This window comes from Sorangium sp. So ce1153, assembly GCF_051521595.1.
In the GTDB taxonomy this organism is placed as follows: domain Bacteria; phylum Myxococcota_A; class Polyangia; order Polyangiales; family Polyangiaceae; genus Sorangium.
On sequence record NZ_CP150361.1, the window covers coordinates 2,549,571 to 2,570,525 of the forward strand.

The 20,955-nt window shown below is 72.0% G+C and carries 16 protein-coding genes; 11 read left to right on the forward strand and 5 right to left on the reverse strand.

Going from position 1 to position 20,955, the window contains the following annotated elements; all coding sequences use genetic code 11:
- Positions 1-232: 232 nt before the first annotated feature.
- From WME85_RS08925 to WME85_RS08965, 9 genes are all read left to right on the forward strand, one after another.
- On the forward strand, positions 233-1,405 hold the full coding sequence (locus WME85_RS08925; RefSeq protein ID WP_437837049.1) for an HlyD family secretion protein: 1,173 nt from the start codon (positions 233-235) through the stop codon (positions 1,403-1,405).
- Positions 1,402-4,134, forward strand: coding sequence for an ATP-binding cassette domain-containing protein (locus WME85_RS08930; protein WP_437837051.1), 2,733 nt, complete (start codon positions 1,402-1,404; stop codon positions 4,132-4,134). Before WME85_RS08925 ends, WME85_RS08930 begins: the two co-directional genes overlap by 4 nt.
- Positions 4,131-6,269 (forward strand): ATP-binding cassette domain-containing protein, encoded by a 2,139-nt coding sequence (locus WME85_RS08935; RefSeq protein ID WP_437837053.1) that lies wholly within the window; start codon positions 4,131-4,133, stop codon positions 6,267-6,269. Before WME85_RS08930 ends, WME85_RS08935 begins: the two co-directional genes overlap by 4 nt.
- A gap of 154 nt (positions 6,270-6,423) precedes the next feature.
- Positions 6,424-6,558: a hypothetical protein gene (locus tag WME85_RS08940; protein WP_437837055.1), complete on the forward strand. Its 135-nt coding sequence runs from the start codon at positions 6,424-6,426 to the stop codon at positions 6,556-6,558.
- Between the two features lie 146 nt (positions 6,559-6,704).
- The gene (locus WME85_RS08945) at positions 6,705-7,718 is read left to right on the forward strand and encodes an iron-containing redox enzyme family protein (RefSeq protein ID WP_437837056.1); all 1,014 of its coding nucleotides are present in this window, start codon (positions 6,705-6,707) and stop codon (positions 7,716-7,718) included.
- Between the two features lie 70 nt (positions 7,719-7,788).
- Positions 7,789-8,418, forward strand: coding sequence for a DJ-1/PfpI family protein (locus WME85_RS08950; protein ID WP_437837058.1), 630 nt, complete (start codon positions 7,789-7,791; stop codon positions 8,416-8,418).
- 211 nt (positions 8,419-8,629) lie between these two features.
- Positions 8,630-9,676 (forward strand): RNA polymerase subunit sigma-70, encoded by a 1,047-nt coding sequence (locus WME85_RS08955; protein WP_437837060.1) that lies wholly within the window; start codon positions 8,630-8,632, stop codon positions 9,674-9,676.
- A gap of 51 nt (positions 9,677-9,727) precedes the next feature.
- The gene (locus WME85_RS08960; RefSeq protein ID WP_437837062.1) at positions 9,728-10,483 is read left to right on the forward strand and encodes an alpha/beta fold hydrolase; all 756 of its coding nucleotides are present in this window, start codon (positions 9,728-9,730) and stop codon (positions 10,481-10,483) included.
- A 160-nt stretch (positions 10,484-10,643) separates the two neighbouring features.
- Entirely contained in the window at positions 10,644-11,858 is a 1,215-nt protein-coding gene (locus tag WME85_RS08965; protein WP_437837064.1) for an SGNH/GDSL hydrolase family protein, read from the forward strand.
- 92 nt (positions 11,859-11,950) lie between these two features.
- Here the strand turns inward: WME85_RS08965 and WME85_RS08970 are convergent, their stop codons facing one another.
- Positions 11,951-13,495 carry a glycosyltransferase family 39 protein gene (locus WME85_RS08970; protein ID WP_437837066.1) on the reverse strand — a complete coding sequence of 515 codons (1,545 nt, stop codon included), beginning with the start codon at positions 13,493-13,495 and terminating at the stop codon, positions 11,951-11,953.
- 441 nt (positions 13,496-13,936) lie between these two features.
- On the opposite strand from WME85_RS08970, the gene WME85_RS08975 reads away from it, so the two are divergent.
- The gene (locus WME85_RS08975; RefSeq protein ID WP_437837068.1) at positions 13,937-15,079 is read left to right on the forward strand and encodes a hypothetical protein; all 1,143 of its coding nucleotides are present in this window, start codon (positions 13,937-13,939) and stop codon (positions 15,077-15,079) included.
- Between the two features lie 52 nt (positions 15,080-15,131).
- Here WME85_RS08975 and WME85_RS08980 read toward each other — a convergent pair whose 3' ends face one another.
- The 3 genes from WME85_RS08980 to WME85_RS08990 all read right to left on the reverse strand — a co-directional run bounded on the left by WME85_RS08980 (position 15,132) and on the right by WME85_RS08990 (position 18,407).
- Positions 15,132-15,920, reverse strand: coding sequence for a hypothetical protein (locus WME85_RS08980; RefSeq protein WP_437837070.1), 789 nt, complete (start codon positions 15,918-15,920; stop codon positions 15,132-15,134).
- Positions 15,921-15,952: 32 nt separating this feature from the next.
- The gene (locus tag WME85_RS08985) at positions 15,953-17,497 is read right to left on the reverse strand and encodes a PA4780 family RIO1-like protein kinase (RefSeq protein WP_437837072.1); all 1,545 of its coding nucleotides are present in this window, start codon (positions 17,495-17,497) and stop codon (positions 15,953-15,955) included.
- A 262-nt stretch (positions 17,498-17,759) separates the two neighbouring features.
- Positions 17,760-18,407 carry a TetR/AcrR family transcriptional regulator gene (locus WME85_RS08990; RefSeq protein ID WP_437837074.1) on the reverse strand — a complete coding sequence of 216 codons (648 nt, stop codon included), beginning with the start codon at positions 18,405-18,407 and terminating at the stop codon, positions 17,760-17,762.
- Positions 18,408-18,475: 68 nt separating this feature from the next.
- Here WME85_RS08990 and WME85_RS08995 point away from each other — a divergent pair, with 68 nt between their 5' ends.
- Positions 18,476-19,912, forward strand: a complete 1,437-nt coding sequence (locus WME85_RS08995; RefSeq protein ID WP_437837077.1) for an FAD-dependent monooxygenase — start codon at positions 18,476-18,478, stop codon at positions 19,910-19,912.
- 47 nt (positions 19,913-19,959) lie between these two features.
- On the opposite strand, the gene WME85_RS09000 is transcribed toward WME85_RS08995, so the two are convergent.
- A complete protein-coding gene (locus WME85_RS09000; protein ID WP_437837079.1) occupies positions 19,960-20,940 on the reverse strand; it encodes an SDR family NAD(P)-dependent oxidoreductase in 981 nt (326 codons plus the stop codon).
- Between the last annotated feature and the right edge of the window lie 15 nt (positions 20,941-20,955).

The window sequence follows — 20,955 nt, forward strand, 5'->3', positions numbered from 1 at the left end:
CGCAGCGCGGGCAGCGAGGAGAGCTTGGCGCTCGGCGTGCGCGTCGCGGCCGCGCTCGCCGCCGTCCACCGCGGAGCTCCCCGCCGCGCTCGAGGCGCTGATCACGCGGATGATCTCGAATCTCCGAAAATTGGTCATTGGCCGGCAAGTCCTCTACACGCATTGCCGGGCCCGTTCGTGCTCGACGAAGCCCCGCGCCCCGCCCCCGGCCCTCTCGCCAAGGAATATTGCGGTGTCGATCCCTTTTTCCCGCTCAGTGCTCGCGCTCCGCGCGGACAGCTCGCGCCGGGGCGTGCTCGGGGTCGCCACGACGGCCGCGGTGCTCGGGGTGTGGGGGGCGTGCTTCGTGTTCGCCCGCGTCAACCTCTACGAGGTCTCGAATCGCGCCCGCGTGGAGGTCCGCGAGGCCGCCCACCCGGTGCAGACGCCCCTCGACGGCGAGGTGATCGCCGTGCAGTTCGCCCTGGGGCAGCAGGTGCAGCAGGGCGATGTGCTCGTCGAGCTCGACGCGCGCGTCCTGCGCAGGGAGCTCGCGCAGACGGAGGTGCGCCGCGCCGGCGTCGAGGCGCAGATCGCCGCCGTGCGCGCGCAGATCGAGGCGCAAGAGCGCAACCTGCGCGAGCAGCAGGGCGTCGCGCAGGCCCGCCTCGGCGAGGCGATCGCGAGGCGCCGCGAGGCCGAGTCGGGGGCCCTCTACGCCGAAGGAGAGGCGTCGCGCGCGGTGCGGCTCAGCCGGGAAGGGCTGCTCTCCGCGTCGGACGCCGCGCGCGCCGACAGCGAGGGCAAGATGCGCAGGGGCGTGCTGGAGGCGTCCCGCTTCTCCCTCCTCCGGACCGAGGCGGAGCGGCGCGCCAAGGAGACCGAGCTCGGCGTCGAGCTCCTCAAGCAGCGGCGCGACCTCGTGCAGCTCGAGGCGCAAGCGGCCGAGGTGCGCGCCGTCATCGAGAAGTTGAGCGACCAGATCGACGACCACCGGATAGTCGCCCCCATCTCGGGCCAGGTCGGCGAGATCAGCGGCTTTCAGGTGGGCTCGTTCCTCCACCGGGGTGACAAGATCACCTCGCTCGTGCCGGGCGGCGTGCTCCGGATCGTGGCCGAGTATGCGCCGGCGCACGCCGCCGGGCGCGTCGCCCCGGGGCAACCCGGGCGCCTCCGGCTCGACGGGTTCCCGTGGACGCAATACGGCAGCGTCCCTGTCGTGGTGAAGAGCGTCGGGAGCGAGCTGCGCGACGGCCTGGTTCGCGTCGAGCTCGGCGTCCAGCCAGGCCACGACACCGCCGTGCTCCTCCAGCACGGATTGCCAGGCAAGGTGGAGGTCGAGGTGGAGAGGATCTCCCTGGCGGCGCTCGTCCTCAGGACCGTCGGCGAGAAGCTGCAGGGGAGCAGCGCGGCGAGCGGGCCATGACCGCGCCGAGGGACGGGCGCCGGCGCCGCCTGCTCATCCCGGAGGTCGTGCAGACCTCCGGCATGGATTGCGGCCCCGCGTCGCTCAAGGCGCTGCTCGAGGGGTTCGGCGTCCACGTGAGCTACGGCAGGCTCCGCGAGGCGTGCCAGACCCACGTCGACGGGACCTCCATCGACACCCTGGAGGAGGTCCTCAACACGCTCGGGTTCGAGGCCGAGCAGGTCATGATCCCCGCCGATCACCTGCTGCTGCCGGAGAGCGGCGCCCTGCCCGCCCTCGTCATCGTGCGCTTGCCGAACGGCTTCGCGCATTTCGTCGTCGTGTGGCGGCAGCACGGCCCGCTCGTGCAGGTCATGGATCCGGCGGTCGGCCGGCGCTGGACGCCGCGCAGGCGGCTGCTCGGGGAGCTCTACGTGCACACGCTCCGCGTCCCGGCGGCGGACTGGCGCGACTGGGCCGGCACGGAGAGCTTCCAGCGGCCGCTCGGGGCGCGCCTCGCGCGCCTCGGCGTCCCGCGCCGCGGCGCGGCGCTGATCGAGGCCGCCGCCGCCGACCCGACCTGGCGCTCGCTCGCCGTCCTCGACGCCTCGACGCGCATGGCCGAGTCGCTCGTGGAGTCTGGCGCGCTCCGGCGCGGGGCCGAGGCCGCGGGGACCGTGAAGGCCCTCGCGGAGGTGTCGGATCCGCGCGCGCAGCCCGAGGAGGCCATCCCCGAGGTCTTCTGGTCCGCCCGCGGCGCGCCGGACGCGCCGGACGCGCCGGACGCGCCGGACGCGGCCGGCGAAACGCTCCTCGTCCGCGGCGCCGTCGTGCTCACCCTCAAGCGACACCGCGCTCCGCCGGCGGAGCTCCTCGGGTCGGACGCCGGCGCGCAGCTCTCCCCCGAGCTCGTCGCCGCGCTCAGGGAGCCGCCCCGCCGCCCGGGCAAGGAGCTGCTCCGCGTCCTGCGCGAGGACGGGCTCCTGACACCCCTGTCGCTCGGCCTCGGGTTCGCGCTCGCGGCCGCCGGCGTCGTCCTCGAGGCGCTCCTGCTCCGCAGCCTCCTCGACCTCTCCATCTCCCTCGGCTCGATCGAGCGCCGCGCCGCCGTCCTGGGCGTCGTCCTCGCGTTCCTGGCGATGATGCTCGCGCTCGAGGTGTTCCTGACGGCCGGCGTCCTCCGCCTGGGCAGGCACCTCGAGGCCCGCCTGCGGGTGCTGTTCCTCGAGAAGGTGCCCCGGCTCGCGGACCGCTACTTCCACAGCCGCCCCATGTCGGACATGGCGGAGCGGAGCCACAGCCTCCACCGGCTCCGGCTCCTGATCGGCGTCGGAGGCCGCCTCCTCCGCGCGTCGCTGGAGCTCGTCATCACCACGGCCGCCATCGCGTGGATGGATCCGGGCAGCGCGCCCGGCGCCGCCGTCATCGCGGGCGCCGCCCTCGGCCTGCCGCTGCTCGCGCAGCCCCTCCTGGTCGAGGCCGATCTCCGGGTCCGCACCCACGCCGGCGCGCTGGTCCGGTTCTACCTCGACGCGCTCCTCGGCATCGTGGCCGTGCGCACGCACCGGGCCGAGCGCGCGATCCGCAGGGAGCACGAGGCGCTGGTCGTCGAGTGGTCGCGCGCCGGGCACGCGCTGCTGCGCACGGTCGTCAGCGTGGAGGGCGCGCACACAGCCGCCGGCTTCGGGCTCGCCGCCTGGCTCTTCGTGGACGCGCTCCACCGCTCAGGCGGCGCCGCGAGCTCGCTCCTCCTGCTCTACTGGATGCTCAACCTCCCCGTGCTGGGCGTCGAGATCGGCCAGCTCGCCCGGCAGTACCCGGCCCACCGCAACATCACCCTGCGCCTCCTCGAGCCGCTCGGCGCCATCGAGCAGTCCGGAGATGACGGAGGGGAGGCCACGGGTCCGGCCCCCGAGCGCGCCCCCGCGGACAGCGGCCCCCTGGCCATCGCCCTGCAGGGCGTCGGCGTGCAGGTGGCCGGCCACCAGGTGCTCCGGGACGTCGACCTGGAGATCCCCGCCGGGGCCCACATCGCCATCGTCGGCCCCTCGGGCGCCGGGAAGTCGACGTTGCTGGGGCTCCTGCTCGGCTGGTACTCCCCCGCGACCGGGCGGGTGCTCGTCGGCGGCGCCCCGCTCGACGGGCGCCGGATCGCCGCCCTGCGGCACGAGTGCGCCTGGCTCGAGCCCGCGGTGCAGCTCTGGAACCGCTCGCTCCACGACAACCTCGTCTACGGGAGCCCCGACGACGCGCCGTCCGTCGGGGGCGCCATCCGGGCCGCGGATCTGCACGACCTGCTCGAGGCGCTGCCCGACGGGCTCCAGACCGCGCTCGGCGAGGGCGGCGCGCTCGTCTCCGGAGGACAGGGGCAGCGCGTGCGCCTGGCCCGGGCGATGCTGCGGCGGCGCGCCCGGCTGGTGCTGCTCGACGAGCCTTTCCGCGGGCTCGACCGGCCCCGGCGCCGGGCCTTGCTGGCCAGGTCGAGGGCCTGGTGGGAGGGCGCCACCCTGCTCTGCGTCACCCACGACGTGAGCGAGACGCGGACGTTCGATCGCGTCCTCGTGGTCGAGGACGGCCGCGTCGTGGAGGACGGGGCCCCGGCCGACCTCGAGGCGACGCCCGGCTCCCGCTACAAGGCCCTCCTGGACGCCGAGGAGGCGGTCACCCGGGAGCTCTGGGGCAGCGCGCTCTGGCGAAAGCTGCGCATCGAAGGCGGCAAGCTCGTCGAAGGCGGCGCCCCCTCGTCATGAGCCGCTCGCTCGAGGACTGCAGCTGGCCCGTCGCGCGGCTCGGCGAGGCCGTCGCGGCGCTCGCGCAGCGCGGTCACCTCGCCCCGCGCGGCGTCGCCCCGCCCGTGCCGCCGGCGGACCTGCTCCGCCCGAACGACAACGTCCCGCTGGAGCGCTGGATCGAGGCCGCCGCTCAGTGGCTCGGGATCGAGGCCGACCTCATCGAGGTCCCCTACGCCGAGCTCTCCTCGCTGCTGCGCGCCGCGGGCCCGTCCCTCCTGCGCCTCACCTTCAAGGGCTCCCTCTTCCTCGCCGTCCTGCGGAGCGGCCGGCGGAGCGTCACGCTCCTCTGCCCGGACCTGTCGCTCGTGAAGGTGCCGGCCGCCGCCGTGCGCGACGCGCTCACGGCCCAGGAGGACGCGCCGGCGCTCGACGCGGCGGAGCGGCTCATCGAGCGCGCGCAGATCCCCGCCCGGCGGCGGCAGCGCGTGGCGCGGGCCATCCAGAAAGAGCGCTCCCGCGCGATGCTGATCCGCCGCTGCTGGCACCTCAGGCTCCCGCCGGGCGCGGCGGTCGCCCGGCACGCCAGCCACAGCCGCGCGCTGCGCGACCTCGGGCTCTACCTCGGCGCGCACGCCGCGGCGTACGCGCTGTGGATCGTCTCCTGGGCGCTCATCGGCAAGGGCGCGCTCCAGGATCGCCTGGACGACGGCTGGCTCCTCGCGTGGGGGCTGCTCCTCCTGACCTTGATCCCCTGCCGGCTGCTCGTGACGTGGATGGGCGGCGCGCTCGGGATCGGCGCCGGGACGTTCCTCAAGCAGCGGCTGCTCGCCGGCGTGCTGGCGCTCCGGCCCGACACGATCCGGCGCCGCGGCGCGGGCCAGCTCCTCGGGCAGGTCCTGGAGTCGACCGAGCTCGAGACGCTGGGCATCGACGGAGGCCTCGCGGCGGTCACCGCGCTCGTCGAGCTGGCCGTCGCGATCGGCGTGCTGAGCTTCGGCGCGGCCGGGGCGGCGCACGGCGCCCTCCTCGCCGCCTGGATCGCCGTGGTGCTCGCGCTGGGCTGGCGTTACGTCCGGCGCCGCGGCCGGTGGACCGAGGAGCGCCTCTCGATGACGCACGACCTCGTGGAGCGGCTCGTGGGCCACCGGACCCGGCTGGCCCAGGAGCGCGCGGACCGCTGGCACGAGGGCGAGGACCAGGCGCTCGCGGCCTACCTCGAGCGCTCCCGGGAGCTCGACCGGTCGGCCGTCCCCCTCACCGCGGTCGCCCAGCGCGGCTGGCTGATCCTGGGCGTGCTCGGCGCCGCGGTCCCGTTCGTCCTCAGCGAGACCTCGCCCGCGGCGCTCGCGGTCAGCATCGCCGGCGTGCTGCTCGGCCAGCGCGCGCTCGGCACGCTGGTCACCGGCCTGTGGCAGCTCGGGGGCGCGGCGGTCGCCTGGAATCAGGTCGCCGCGCTCTACCACGCCCCGGAGCAGGTCGAGCTCGCGGCGCCCCCGCGCCCCGCGCCGGATCCCGCCGAGGCGGGCGACGGCCCGGAGCCGCGGACCCTGCTGGAGGCCCACGACCTCGCGTACCAGCACGAGGGGCGCGCCCGGCCCGTGCTCGACGGCTGCAGCCTCCGCATCGGGCTGGGCGATCGCCTCCTGCTGGAGGGCCCTTCCGGCAGCGGGAAGTCGACGCTCGCCTCGCTCCTCGCAGGCCTGAACCTGCCGAGCCGCGGCCTGCTCCTGCTCGACGGCCTCGACCGGCGGACGCTGGGGCTGGACGGGTGGCGTGGGCGCGTGGTTGCGGCGCCGCAATTCCACGAGAACCACGTCTTTTCGAGCACGCTGGCATTCAATCTCCTCATGGGGCGCAGCTGGCCGCCTCGCCCGGGCGACCTGGATCGCGCCGAGGCGATCTGCCGAAAGCTCAAGCTGGACGGAGTGCTGGCGCGCATGCCGGCGGGCATGCAGCAGATCGTCGGGGAGATGGGCTGGCAGCTCTCTCATGGCGAGCGGAGCCGGCTCTACATCGCCCGGGCGCTCCTGCAGGGCGCGCCGCTGCTCCTGCTCGACGAGAGCTTCGCCGCGCTCGACCCGGAGACCCTCCGCGACGCGCTCCAATGCGTCATCGACGAGGCTCCGGCCCTGCTCGTCATTGCGCATCAATGAGCGGCTGAGCGTTGAAATCGGCCACACAAGTTTGGGGTCATCCATTAATGCAGAATACAGTTCTCCCCGCATTCCGAGAGAAGCTGCTCCGCATCTGGCGCGGCCGAGGGCGGCGTGCACCCGAACGACAACCGTACGAACAAGGGAGAATGCCATGAAGATCAAGAAGATCGAGCAGGACAAGAGCGTCGCGTCGGCCGAGAAGTCGGAGGCCCAGAAGGAGGCGGCCGGCATCAAGGTCAAGACGGACATCAAGGCCGGCCCGGCCGACATCGCGGTCTGTGGCTGATCTGACGTGACGGAGGGGCCGCGCCGGCCGTGGCCGGCGCGGCTCCTCGCTCTTCCCCTGTCTTCTTCATCGAGCGTCGTCCGGGGCGCGACCCGCGGCGCCTGCGCATCGCCGACACAACGAACTTCACCTGGAGACCTTTCGCCATGGAGACACAAGAGATCACCGCCGCCGAGGCGCCCGCGCACCCCAGGCTCCGCGAGAACATCTGGCACATCCGCGCGAGCTCGGACGCCGCGCTCCTCATCACGAGCGACTCGAGGTTCGAGGTGGGTACGGAGGACGCGCTCCGGTTCCTCAAGATGAGGAGCCATTGCACGGGCTTCCACTCTGTCGAGGAGATCGCGCAGCGGAGCGGCCTCGCGCTCGACGACGTGCGCTCGATCCTCGCGTCCCTCGAGGAGGCCGGCGTCGTGTTCTCCTCCCCTGCGGAGCGGGCGGACCTGGATCGCGTCCGGGCGGCGCTGCTCAGCATCTGCAAGATCTGGAGCGACGAGCTGAGGCTCGCGTACATCGGGAACGAGTTCCGCCACGGGTCGCTGCCGAAGACGGCGCTCACGGGGTGGCTGTGCGAGATGTACCATTACATCAGCGACTTTCCCCTCGCGATCGAGCACGGCGCGCGCCGCGCCGAGGGGCGGCTGAAGGACGTCCTCGTCCGGTACGCCCAGCAGGAGAAGCACCATGACGAGTTCGTCGTGAGGACGCTCGAGAACCTCGGCCTGAAGCGCGACGAGGTGAAGGGGAGCGCGCCGCTCGTCTCGACCCGCGCGATCGGGCTCTTGATGCGGGAGATGTTCGAGCACGAGCCGTGTTCGGTGCTGCTCATGGCCGCGCTCGTCGAGGCGCAGGAGTTTCAGGAGGAGCACATCGCGGGCTTCAAGCAATGCATGCACGAGACGTACGGAGCCCCGCTCGACGCCTTCGATCCGTTCTTCGAGCACCAGCAGATCGACGTCGGGATGGGCCACGCGGAGCTCCTCGCGGACAACATCGATCTCATCGACGTCACGGACATGGAGCGGCTCGACGGCATGGTGAACAGGCTCCACGATCTGAAGCACGCCTTCGAGCTCCAGAGCCTCGAGATCCGCGATTACTACACGAACCTGAACGGCAAGTATTTCCCGCGGCAGCGTATGCGGTTCTCGTCGCTCTGATCGCGCCGCGAGGCGCTGGACTTCGCTCCCGTCTTGCTCGACCATGCGGGCGAGCGTGGAGACGGAGACCATGTCGAGCCCCGGAACGCAGCTGCAGCGAGAGCGCAAGGTCAGCGTCGCGCTGATCGCCTTCGACGATTACACGGACATCGATCTCATCTTCATGTGGGATCTGTTCACGCGCGTGGCCCGCCCGGACTGGGAGGTGCGGATCCTCGGCGACGCGGCCGAGCACCGGTCGATGACCGGCTTGACGGTGCCCACCCACGGGCACGTGCGGGAGGCCCGGAGCGCCTCGGCCGTGCTCTTCGCGAGCGGCCGCGGGACCCGGGCGAAGATGAACGACGGCGCCTGGCTCGCCGAGCTCGAGCTCGACCCTGAGCGCCAGCTCATCGGCTCGATGTGCTCCGGCGCGCTGCTCCTCGGGGCGCTCGGGCTGCTGCGGGGCCGGCGCGCGACCACGTATCCGACGGCCAAGCCGCTGCTCGAGCGGCTCGGCGTGACGGTCGTGGAGCAGCCCTTCGTGTGCGAGGGCAACGTGGCGACGGCGGGCGGGTGCCTCGCCGCGCAGTACCTCGTCGGGTGGGTCCTCGAGCGGCTGGGCGGCGAGAAGCTCCGCGACTTCGTGATCGCGTCGTGCCAGCCCGTCGGCGAGGGGCTCACCTACGCCACGAACGTCGAGGTGCCGCCCGCGCCGTGACGCCCGGGGTCGGGCGGCGCGCAGGCCGGCTCGATGACCTCGAATAGCGATCCCGCCACTCGCCGGTCCCATGGTGCCTCATCCCATCCAGGGGGCCGCCTTCACGCCACAGCGTGCGAGGACCACCCCGGCGCGCCCGCGCGCTATCCCGGCGCGCCCGCGCGCTTGCGCCGCTCCCCGAACCCGTTCACCCTCTCGCCCGGCGAGGCATATGCCGGCGGACCATGGCGAGGAGGAGGCGGCCGTCCTGGCCGCGGCGCGCGCCGGGGACCACGCGGCGTTCGCGGCGCTGAGCGAGCGCTACCGCCGCCGGCTCCGCGCGCACTGCTATCGCATGCTCGGCTCGTTCGACGAGGCCGAGGACATGGTGCAGGAGGTCCTGCTCCGCGCCTGGCGTGGCCGCGAGGGGTTCCAGGGGCGATCGCTGTTCCGCACCTGGCTCTACTGCATCGCCACCAACGCCTGCCTGAACACGCTGGAGCGCGCCCCGCCGCGGGTGCTGCCGCAGGACCTCGGGCCGCCGGTCACCGCCTCCACGCCGGCGTCGCAGGCGCGCTCCACGCCGCCCCTGGCGCCGGAGGTCCCGTGGCTCCAGCCGTTCCCGGACGACCTGCTCGACGCCGAGCCGCCCGCCGACGCCGTGGTGGAGGCGCGCGAGACCATCGCGCTGGCGTTCCTGGCCGCGCTGCAGCACCTGCCGCCGCGCCAGCGCGCCGTGCTCATCCTGTCCGACGTGGTGGGCTGGTCGGCGGCCGAGATCGCGGAGCTGCTCGAGCTGACCGTCCCGTCGGTGACCAGCGCGCTCCAGCGGGCGCGCTCGACGCTGCGCGCGCGCTACCCCGCCGGGGCGCCGGACCCGTCCGCCGGCGCGCCGGTCACGGGCCGCGAGCGCGCCGCGCTCAAGGTGTTCATGGACGCGTGGGAGCAGGGGGACGCCGCCGAGCTGACCCGGCTCCTCCGCGAGGACGCGCGCTGGGCGATGCCGCCCGCGCCGCTCTGGTTCGACGGCCGCGCGGCGATCGCCAACCTGCTCGCGCTGTTCCCGCCCCGCTGGCAGGGACGCGAGTTCAGGATGGCGCCGGTCGGCGCCAACCGGCATCCGGCGGCCGCGGCCTACCTGCGCCGCCAGGGCGAGGCGGTGTTCCGGCTGTCGGGCGTCCACGTGCTGCGCGTCGCTGACGGCCAGATCGCGGAGATCACTACGTTTTCTGCCGAGCTGTGCGCCGGGTTCCGGCTGCCGCCGACGCTGACCGATTAGTTTTTCTCCGCCTCGGGTCTACGCGACAGGACCGCGGAAAGGAGACCCGAGATGAAGAAGACGACCTCCAGGGACGGCACCACCATCGCGTTCGACCAGACGGGGCAGGGGGCGCCGGTGATCCTGGTGCTGGGCGCGTTCAACGACCGGACGGCGGGCGCGCCGCTGGCAGCGCACCTGGCGCGCCGGTTCACCGTGCTCGCCTACGATCGCCGGGGGCGCGGCGACAGCGGCGACGCGGCGACGTACGCGATCGACCGTGAGGTCGAGGACCTGGACGCGGTGATCCAGGCCGCGGGCGGCGCCGCGGCCGTCTTCGGCTACTCCTCCGGCGCGCTGCTCGCGCTGGCTGCGGCGGCGCGCGGCCTGGCCATCACGCGGCTGGCGCTCTACGAGGCGCCGCCCGGCCAGCCCGCCGAGCACGCGCAGGCGCTGGCATCGCTGGTCGCGGCCGGGCGTCGCGGCGACGCCGTGGAGTACTTCCAGCGGCGCATGGTCGGGATCCCCGACGAGGTCGTGGCCCAGCTCAGGCACGCCCCGTTCCGCCCCGCGCTGGAGGCGATGGCGCACACCCTGGTCTACGATGCGACGATCCTCGCCGACGGGCGCATCACCGCCGCGCTCGCGGAGATCCGCCAGCCGGCGCTGGCGATCGCCGGCGGCGCGGGCGCGCCGGTCATGCGCCAGGTCGCCGAGACGCTCGCCGCGCAGCTGCCCGGCGGACGGGCGGTCACGATCGAGGGCGCCACCCACGACATCGCGCCCGCCCTGCTCGTGCCGGTGCTGGAGCCGTTCCTCGACGGGTGAGCGCCAGCGGGCGGGGCGAAAAAAAATGTCTCGCGCTGTCGATCCCGCCGGCGGTCGTTCGTCGCCCGAGTGAAGCCAGGGTCGTTCCTCCGGTCGATAACCCCCGGGAGCCCGGCTTCGCAGGGAGAGGTGTGTGATGATCGGATCGAGATTCACCCGTGTGTCGACCGCAGGAGCGCTTGTTCTGGCCGTCGCCACCGCCGGCTGCGGCGGTGACGACGTGGCGCCCGTCGGGCGCTGGACGGCCGCGTGGGGGACGACGATGCAGGGGGCGGACTCGCCGTTCCCCGACCTGGCGCCGCGCAGCTTCAGCGACGAGACCGTGCGCCAGCGGATCGTCGTCACCGCCTCCGGCGACCAGGTCCGGCTCCGGCTCTCGAACCTCTTCGGGACCCAGCCGCTGGAGCTCGCCGAGGTCCGCGTGGCGAAGGAGGCCTCGCCGTTCGTCGCGGCGCCCGGCACCGACCGGCGGGTCCAGTTCTCCGGCGAGCCGAGCGCGTCGATCCCGCCGGCCAGCGAGGCGGTGAGCGACGGCGTGGATCTCGCGGTGAGCGCGGGCGACCACCTCATCGTGAGCATCCACAGCGCGGCGGCGTCGGAGCCGGCGACCTGGCACCCGTTCTCCCTCACGACGCACGCGGTGGCCAAGGGGAACCAGGCGGCGAGCGAGACGTTGACGTCGCCGACCAGCATCACGTCCACGTACTGGCTCACGGGCGTCGACGTCGAGTCGACGGAGCCCCAGAAGGTCGTTGTCCTGTTCGGCGACTCGATCACGGACGGGACGAGCTCGACGATGGACGCCGAGAAGCGCACCTCGGATCGGCTCTTCGCGCGGCTCCAGGCGGATCCGGAGACGCGGATGTTCGCGGTCGTCAACCAGGGGCTCGGCGGCAACAGGCTGCTCCGGGACAGCGTCGGTCCGAGCGCCGTGTCGCGCTTCGAGCGCGACGTGCTGGGCACGCCGGGGGTGACGCACGTCATTGTCTTGATCGGCATCAACGACATCGGGATGGCGAGTTTCGTGGGGCCCGCCGAGGAGGCGACGGCGGCTCAGATGATCGACGGGCTCGAGTCGCTCGCCGACAAGGCGAGGGCGAAGGGGGTCAAGGCGTTCGTCGGCACGCTGATGCCGTTCGAGGAAGCGTTCCCGCCCTACTACACGCCCGCGGGAGAGGCCCTGCGCCAGGAGGTCAACGCATGGATCCGCGGCAACACCTCCTACGACGGGGTCATCGATTTCGAGGCCGCCGTGCGTGACCCGGAGCACCCGACAAAGATCCTCGCCTCGTTCGACAGCGGCGATCACCTGCACCCCAATGACGCCGGCTATGAGGCGATGGCGAGCGCCGTGCCCCTCTCGATCTTCAAGTAGCCAGTCGAGCTCAGCGCGTCGCGCGATCGCGGAGCCCGGGGCAACGAGCTGCGCGAGGCTCGGCTCGCCGAGGTGTGCTCGGCCGGTCGCGCTCAGTGGAACGACTTCTCCTCGGCCCACACCCTGGCGAGCGGCGCTCGCAGCCCGCGGGCGATGTAGACCGGCTTGTGGTTCTCGTAAGGCATGCAGAGGCCGCACTCGACCACGCCGGTCTGCTCCAGCGACTCGAAATAGGGCGCGATCCGCTCGCGCCGGCCTCCGACGACGATCGCGACCGAGCCGTCGTAGCGCCCCGGGCCCCAGAGCCAGTAGTTGTTGTGCCCGGAGATGACCGGCGGCAGGCCCCGCTCGCGCCCGAGGATCTCCAGAGCCGCCGCGGAGCCGTAGCCGCCGGAGACCGTCCAGATCACCGCGCGCTCGCGCTCGGCGGGAGAGAGGCGCGGTACGGCGTCGGCGACGACGTCGACGAGCTCGGTCCACCCGAACATGTCGGCGTAGCTCTGCGGCAGCTCGGCGAGCTCTTTCTTCTCGCTGGACGAGGGCGTCATCCCGAGCGCGCGCTGGTAGGCGATGAAGCGCTCGACGGGGAGGACGGGGATGGCGAGGGGCGCGACGAGGATGGCCGTGCCGGCGATGCCGGCGCCGAGCAGGGCGACGCTGGCGGTGCGGGCCGGCGTGGTCGACCATCGCTCGATGGCGCAGGCGCCGAGCGCGAGCGGGATCGGGATCGCCGCGGCGAGGTACTCGGCCTTGCCGGAGCGGGTCGCCGCGACGATCGCGAACGCGGTGAGCGCGACGCAAGCGAGGATCCGCGCCGTCCCCCGCGGCCGCGTCAAGAAGGGCGCGGTGAGCCCCACCGCCCAGATCGGGAGCGTCGCCGGGTTCATGACGAGCACCACCTCGACGAGGAAGTCGAGGAACGAGCGCTCGCGGTACTTGAGCTGGAGCGCGTTGCGCATGAACTCCACGGTCGGGAGCCCATTGACCACCTGCCAGACGAGGTGCGGCAGGAAGAGCGCGGCAGCGATCGCCGCGGCGACGTAGGGCCCGCGCGTGCGGAGCGCCGGCCGATCGAAGAGGAAGAGCGCGAGCGCCACGCCCGCGCCGAGCCAGAGCACGCTGAGCTTGTTCTCCAGCCCGAGACCGAGGACGACCCCGAGCCAGGCCCACGCGCCGAGGCGCCGTGACTCGACCGCGCGCGCGAGGAGGAGCGCGGCGGCGAGCCAGAAGACCCCGTCGAGCGCGTTCATCGAATAGCGATGATGAAACGCGAGCAGCACCGGCGCGCCCACGACGGCGAGGCACGCCATCGCCGCGGCGAGCGCTCCTCCGCCGAGCCGCACGACGAGGCGGCCGGTGAGGGCGATGAGGGCGACGCCGGCGAGCAACGGGACGACGCGGAGCCCCACGAGCGAGTCGCCGCCAAGGACACGGACCAGCCGCAGCAGAGCGATCGAGAGGGGCGGTTGATCGACGTAGCCGAAGGCGAGGTGCCTGGTGCAGGCGAGATAGTAGAGCTCGTCGCGGAAGTAGCCGTACTGGCGGATCGTGAACAGGCCGACGGCGAGCTGGAGGACGGCGCACGCGACGACCACGAGCTGGACCCGGCGATCGGGGGTGACGGTGCTTCGTTTCATGAGCTCGGTGATCTCCGCCTCGTGCTGCGCCAGCGCTCGGGCGCCAGCATAGCGTTGGCCTCGCGAGGGGAGGTCGCTCGAATCAGGGGAGATCATGTCCGCTCGATCCCGCCCGGGGACTGGAGAGCTGAATTTCATGACGTCCGCAAGAGCGCTTGGAGCTCCTCCCCGTCGCCACACCGCCATCATGTGGCCTGAGGCGGTCGAGCGGGCGGGCTGGGCAGGCCACAAAAATAATTCGAAGGATCGAGCCCCGGGACGGCATCAACAGCAACGAACACAAGCTCCCGCCGCCAGGCAGCTGAGGTCGGTCGCATCGCGTCGTTGCCTCTCGTCGCCCTGTGTCAGCAGGGCCCCTCGGCGCGCCTGGCGCTGCACCGAACGCCGGCCTCCTGGCCCGGTCCGGTCTTTTTTCGGCGATCCAATTCGACGGAGTTTACCATGAAATTTTACACTATTCTTGCTTCGTCCGTTCTCCTTTCGGCGTGTATGGGGGACGTGGGCGGCGTCGTCTCCACCGATGGGACGGACGGCAATTCCGGCGCCATCCTCGGAGGTTCGGCGGGGGAGCGCCCGCCGACGCGCGAGGAGGCGGAAGCGATCCTCGATCGCGTGGTCGCGCTCTACCAGGACCACGCCGCGGCCGCGAATCCGGCAGGTACCCACAAGATCTCGTGGAGAATCAACTGGGACAGCGATGCGGCCAGCGCCCATGTGCTGCTCAAACCGGGGGAGGACTGGGTAATCGAGGTGAGCAAGGGATGGCTCACGGTCTCGAGCATGACGACGGAGGTGTTCGCGCTCACGATGTGCCACGAGATGGGGCACTTCATCGGCGGGTTCCCGTTCAAGACCTCCGGCCGCAAGGACAGCACCGGCGCGCTGGGCACGGCGGTCGCCTCCGAGGGACAGGCCGACTACTTTGCCACGAAGGATTGCTTGCCGCGGCTGTGGGCGAATGAAACCGAGGCCAACGCCGCGGCGTTCGCCGAGCTCGACCCTTCCGCGCGCGAGCGCTGCACGACGGCCTACAGCGACCTGGCGAGCCAGCAGCTCTGCGGCCGGATCCTGCTCGCCAGCCTGCAGACGGGGCGGCTGTACGAGGAGCAGGAAGTGCTGCAGGCTCCCAGGGAGATCGTCTATCCGCAATTCGATACACCGGACACGACCGAGACCGCGGTGACGAAGGAGGGCCATGCTCCGTCCCAGTGCCGCCTCGACACGCTGGTGGCGGGAGCCGTGTGCGATGTGAAGGCGACGGGGACCGGGATCCCCGGGTTCGTGCCGCCGTACGGCGAGTATAGCCATGCGAGCGACGAAGCAGCGCGCCCGTTCGCGTGCCAGACCGGCCCCGGGGCTCGGCCGAGGTGCTGGTTCCAGCCGGACACCGTGACCACCGACTGCTCCGAGCTCGGCGAGCACACGTGCGTCGTCGAGAACGGGGTGCATGGGGTCCGGTACTGCGACACGACGTCCGGTGTGGACTATTACTGGTGCTTCCCGGACGAGGTGTGCAAGACGGGCAGCGACGGGTTCGCGAACTGCTATGCTCCCGATGTGGATCCCGATGAGGGCTCGCTCTGAGCGCGATCTACCGGTCTCGGGTGGGATCCGTGATTTACGCCGGGCGCGGACGTCAGGCGAGCTCGTCCAGGAAGATGCGGATCTGGACGACCTCGTCGAAGCCGAGGCGCTTGAGGATCGGTCGCGACATCGCCCCGGCCTGGGTGATCAGCGTCGGCGTCCCGCGGCGGCGGCCCTCCTCCCAGCGGGCGGCGATGAGCGCGCGGTAGGCGCCCCGGCTGCGCGCGGCGGCGATCGTCGCGCCGCCGCACATGACCACGCCAGCGTCGAGAAAGAGGGCGTCGGCGACGGCAATGGCCTCGTCGCCGTCGAAGGCCAGGTAGCGCTCGAAGACGGAGACGGAGCGGTGCTCGGTCCAGCGCAGGGCGATCTCCGGATCGTCCTCGGGGGCGTCGTCGCTGCCGAAGCCGCGGCGGAAGATCCACGCGCCTCGCGCGAACTCTTCGAATGTCTGGACGCGGCGGACGGTGACCGAGGTGTCCGTCGATACGAGCGGCCGGGTGAGCACCATGCCGACCGAGAGGTCGTCGGGCACGAACGGCTTCATTCCCAGGGCGATCAGGCGCTCGGCCAGGTCCTTCGGCTCGGCGTGATCGCCCACCTCCCAGGTGATCTGGCGCCGCCCTTTCGCCGCGAAGATCGCCCGGACCTCGGCCACCGTGGCTGCGACCTCGTCCCCGGCGAGGCGTAGACGCTGGACCACGTTGTGGTGCGGGTCGGCCTCGGCGCCGACGATGGCGGCGTAGCCAGGGCGCACGACGCGCTCTTCGCCCGCGCGCTGTGGGCAGTTGAGGTTGAGGTTCTCGGCCAGCTCGAGCGTGGCCGCGGAGATTCTAACCATCCCGGCGTTCTATCATACGCCCACGGGGCCTATCAGGGGTTCCGGCGCGTGCCCGAGCGCCGATCGCTGGTGCTCACCGAGATGACGACACGGCGGCGTGGCCGCGACTCCTCCTGCGGCTCCCCTTGCTGCGGCGGCCCGTGCATCGCCTGGTGCTGTTGAGGCCTTTGCGACACCTCGTGGTGCTGCGGCCTTTGCGGCGCCTCGTGGTGCTGCGGCCTTTGCGGCGCCTCGTGGCGCTGCGGCCTTTGCGGCGCCTCGTGGCGCTGCGGCCTTTGCGGCGCCTCGTGGTGCTGCGGCCCTTGCGGCGCCTCGTGGTGCTGCGGCCTCTGCGGCGCCTCGTGGTGCTGCGGCCTTCGCGCGGCCTGGTGCTGCGCGGGCCGTGGCGCCGTCGCATGCTGGGCCGGCCGATGGTCTGGCCCGTGCTGCTGTGGTCGCTGCCTCGCCTCGTACTGCACCGGCGGTTGTCCTGATGGGTGCCGCGGTGGCCTCTGGGCAGGCGCGTTGCCCGCGTACGGCTGCCTCTGGTCAGGCCCGGCGTTGTGCGGCCTTTGCCCTGGTCCGTGTTGCTGCGGCCTTCGCCCGCCCCCGTTCCCGGCATGCGCAGCCGGCCTCTCCGCCTGCCGCGGTCGGTCCCGCGGATCGGTCGTTCGCCCCTCGGTCGTTCGCCCCTCGGTCGTTCGCCCCTCGGGCGTGGGCGCGGGCGACGGGGGGGCCTTCGGCGCTCCCCGCATGCTGATGCCCTGACGCTCGCGGCGCTTGCGCTCGTCGTGGTTCGCGTCGCCGATGAGGTCGAGCACGGCGCGGGTATCCACCCTTCGCTCGGAGACCCGATGGCGGCCGGTCAACCGGGTCTCAGGGGTGAGCGCGCTGCTGGCGTAGAGATCCCACATCTCCTCGCCATAGGCTGCTCGCCGTTGCTCGGGCACGAAGCGCGTGACGAAGCGATGGAGGTTGTCGACGTCACGGAGCAGGAGCTGCCTGGCGTTCTGGTTCCTCGCGGCGTCCACCGATTGGGGGAAGTCGATGATCACCGGCCCGTCGGCGCTCATGAGCACGTTGAAGTCCGACAGGTCGCCGTGCACGACGCCGGCGCACAACATCCGCGCGACCTCGCCGATCAGGCGATGGTAGACCCACAGGGCCTGATCTCGGTCGAGGCTCGTCTCGGCGAGGCGAGGCGCGGGGTAGCCGTCGGCGTCGGCGACCATCTCCATCACGAACACGCCGTCGATCGCCTGGTACGGCGTCGGCACGCGGACGCCTGCGTGGCGCAGGCGGTAGATCATGTCGACCTCGGTCGAGCGCCAGGCGGCTTCGTCCTGGGCCCGGCCGTGGCGCGAGCGTTTGTCCATCGCGCGCTGGTCGCGGCTGTTGCGCACCCTGCGGCCCTCGGTGTACGCCGCGCGGTTCTTGAAGCTGCGGTTCTGCGCTTCCTTGTAGACCTTCGCGACGCGCAGCTCGCCGCCCGCCCGGACGAGGAAGACCACCGCTTCCTTTCCGCTCATCAGCGGCCGCACAACCTCGTCGATGAGCCCTTCGTCGACCAGCGACGTGAGGTTGCTCGGAATTTGCATGTTCCCGTGGGTCTTCGTTTCGTGGGAGGAAAAATCTCCCGGCGTCCTCTTGCCGCAAAAGATGGTGCGCTGCAACCATATCGGATGCTCCGGCGGCAGCGTCGCGCCCTGGCCGCCGCGGCGCGTCGAACGTCCGCGGTCCGCACGCTCACCCTCATCGAGTCCGCCGTGCAGCCGCTCCCGATCCGAGAGCCGGCGGTCATGGGGCTCCTGCTCCGCACGATCACGACGCTGAAGCTGTCGTTCCCGGCAGGGACGCGCGTCAAGCGGATCTCGCCGCGTCGTCGTGCGGGCCGGGCTGGCTCGAGCTCGCCGCCATTGCGTGGACGGCCGCGAAGCCGCGATCGATCAACGCGATGAACGCAGCGTTCGCCTTCTTCGCCGACCCGCCGCGCTCGAACACGCGGATCGCCTCGCCGTAAGCCGTGCGCCACGTCAGCACGATCGTGCCGGCGACGAGCCGCGCGAGGCCGTCGGGCTTCGGACCCGCGAGCTCGACCGCGAGCCCGTCGACCGTCTCGTCCCCGATCTCGTGGACGCGCGCCCTGAGCGACGGGCTCGCCGCAACGACGCGCCAGAAGCCGACCGTCTGGCTGTCGACGCGAGCGAACGGATGCCTCTGCTCGCACAGCCTGTCGACGAGGCGGCGGAGCGCGTCGATCGGCGACTGCCCTTTCGGCCTCTCGCCGAGCGCCTCGCGCAGGAGCAGCATCACCTCGTCCTCGCGATCCAGGAGGAGGTCCTCCTTGCGCGCGAAGTAGTTGAACACCGTCATCTTGGAGACGTTCGCGGCGGCGGCGATCTCCTCGACCGTCACCGCGTCGAAGCCGCGCGCGTAGAACAGCCCCGTCGCGATGTCGGAGATCCGCTGCCTGGTCTCGCGCTTCTTGCTCTCGCGGAGCTCGCCCATGGCCAGATCTTAGACCAAGAATAAAATTTTACTAGATTAATATTTTTACCTGGTATAAAATTCACGTCATGACTCACGACGTCGTCATCGTCGGCGCTGGTCCGGTCGGGCTCTTCCTTGCGATCGAGCTCGCGATCGCGGGCGTGGAGCCGCTCGTGCTGGAGCGGCTCGTGGAGCCCGACCGCACGATCAAGGCCGCCTCGGTCGGCGCGGTGGCGGCCGAGGCGCTGGAACGACGCGGGCTCGCGCCTGCGCTCGACGACGAACGCCGCGCCGCCATGGCCCTGATGATGCCGGCGCTGAAGGCGCGCTCCGGAGCCGGACCGGTGAAGAGGCCGGGAGGCCATTTTTCCGGGATGTTCTTGATCGACCAGGGCCTCCAGCGCGACCCGGAGCGCCACATGCGTCCCGTGCCGCAAGAGGCGCTCGAGAAGATCCTGACCGCGCGCGCGAGCGAGCTCGGGATCGCGATCCGTCGCGGTATCACGGTGGAAGGTTTCGCGCGGGACGACGACGGCGTGACCGTGCAGACGAGCGCGGGCCCGCTGGGCGCGAAGTACCTCGTCGGCTGCGACGGCGGCCGGAGCCGCGTCCGCAAGCTCGCCGGCTTCGAGTTCCCCGGCACGGCGCCGACCATCACCGGCTATCAGGCTGTCGTCGAGCTCGATAGGCCCGAGAAGCTCGCGACGGGCTGGCACCGAACGCCGCGCGGCCTCGTCGTGTCCGGACCGGTGCCGGGGCGCGTCTTCACGGCGGAGTTCGACGGACCGCCGCCCGCTCGGGACGCGCCGATCACGCAGGCCGAGGTCGAAGCGGCGATCCAGCGCGTGAGCGGCACCGACGTCAAGATCCTGTCGATGAAGATGGCGACGCGCTGGACCGACAACGCGCGGCAAGCGACGACCTACCGGATGGGCCGCGTCCTGCTCGCCGGTGACGCCGCGCACGTCCACTCGCCCTTCGGCGGTCAGGGCTTGAACCTCGGCCTCGTCGACGCCACGAACCTCGGTTGGAAGCTCGCCGCGGCGGTGAAGGGGCGCGATCATCTCCTCGACTCGTACACCGCCGAGCGCCATCCCGTCGCCGCGCGCGTCCTCGAGAATACCCGCGCGCAAGTCGCGCTGATGCGGCCTGACCCGCTCACGAGCGCGCTCCGCACCATCGTGGGCGACCTGATGAAGCTGCCCGAAGGCAATCGCTACTTCGGCGAGATGCTCACGGGCGTCGGCATTCGTTACGACCTCGGCGACGACGACCCGCTCGTCGGCACGCTCGCGAAGGACCAGCTCCTCGCGCTCACCGGCGGCAGCGAAGAGCGGCTGTACGCGCTGATGGAGAGGGGCGGCGGCCTCTTCGTCTCGCCTTCGGAACGGTCACTCCCGCATGACGTGCACCATGCACGCACCAAGGACGGGCCGTCGATGCTCGTGCGTCCCGACGGCTGCATCGCGTGGACAGACGCGTCGTCGAAGCCGCTCGACGACGCGCTCGCGCGCTGGTTCTGAACCAGGGCGACGCGCTTGTCGTCGCGCCGCCGTCACGCGGGAGATGATCACCCTCGCAAGAGCCGCTCGCTCAGCTCCCAGAGCCGCTTCGCGGCCTCCGGATCGACCGAGCTCGACGTCGCGTCCGTCGGGACGCTGTCCGCGGTGAGCGGCTTCGCCTCGTCGTCCAGCGGCGCGACGTCGTTGTCCTTCAGGTAGACGCCGCCGATCTCGGCGAGGAGCGGGCTCGTGGCCGCGAACGCGATGGTGCTCGCGCCCTGCGCCGGCGTCTTCTTCCCGCGGGCCGGATCGATGATCGGCTTGCCGGCCTCGTCGATGAGGCCCATCGCCCGCAGCGCCTCCGGCCCGGCCGCGCTGTTCAGCGTCGTACCGACGACGACGCCCGGGTGGACGGCGTAGCCGCGGATCTTCTCGCTCGCCCACCGCCGATCGAGCTCCACGGCGAAGAGCACGTTGGCCTTCTTCGACTGCGCGTACGCCGCCGACGACTGGTATCCCGTCGCGAAGTTCGGATCGTCCCACCGGATCTCGCCGAACCGGTGCGCGCCCGACGACACGTTGACGACGCGCGCTCCGCCCGCCGCCCGCAGCGCGGGCAAGAGCCGCAGCGTGAGCTGGAAGTGACCGAGGTGGCTGGTCGCGAACTGGAGCTCGTAGCCGCGCGCGTCGCGCGCGATCTCCCTGGGCGCCGGCGGCGCGGCGCAGTTGACGAGGACGTGGAGCGGCCGGCCCGACGCCAGCCAGCGCTCCGCGAATCCGTCGATCGACCTCGGATCGACCAGATCGAGCTGGCTCACGTCGACGCGCTCGATCCCGGCGATCGCGCTGGCAGCGCGGCCCGGATCGCGCGCGGCCACGGTCACGGACGCGCCGGCCTTCGCGAGCGCGCGCGTCACCTCGAGGCCGATGCCGGCGTGACCGCCGGTGACGATGACGTTCTTGCCGCCGAGGTCGATGCCCCGGAGGACGTCGTCGGCGGTGGACGCTGCGCTGAAGCCGCTGCCAATCGGATGTTGCTTGTTCGTCATGCGGATCTTCTATCG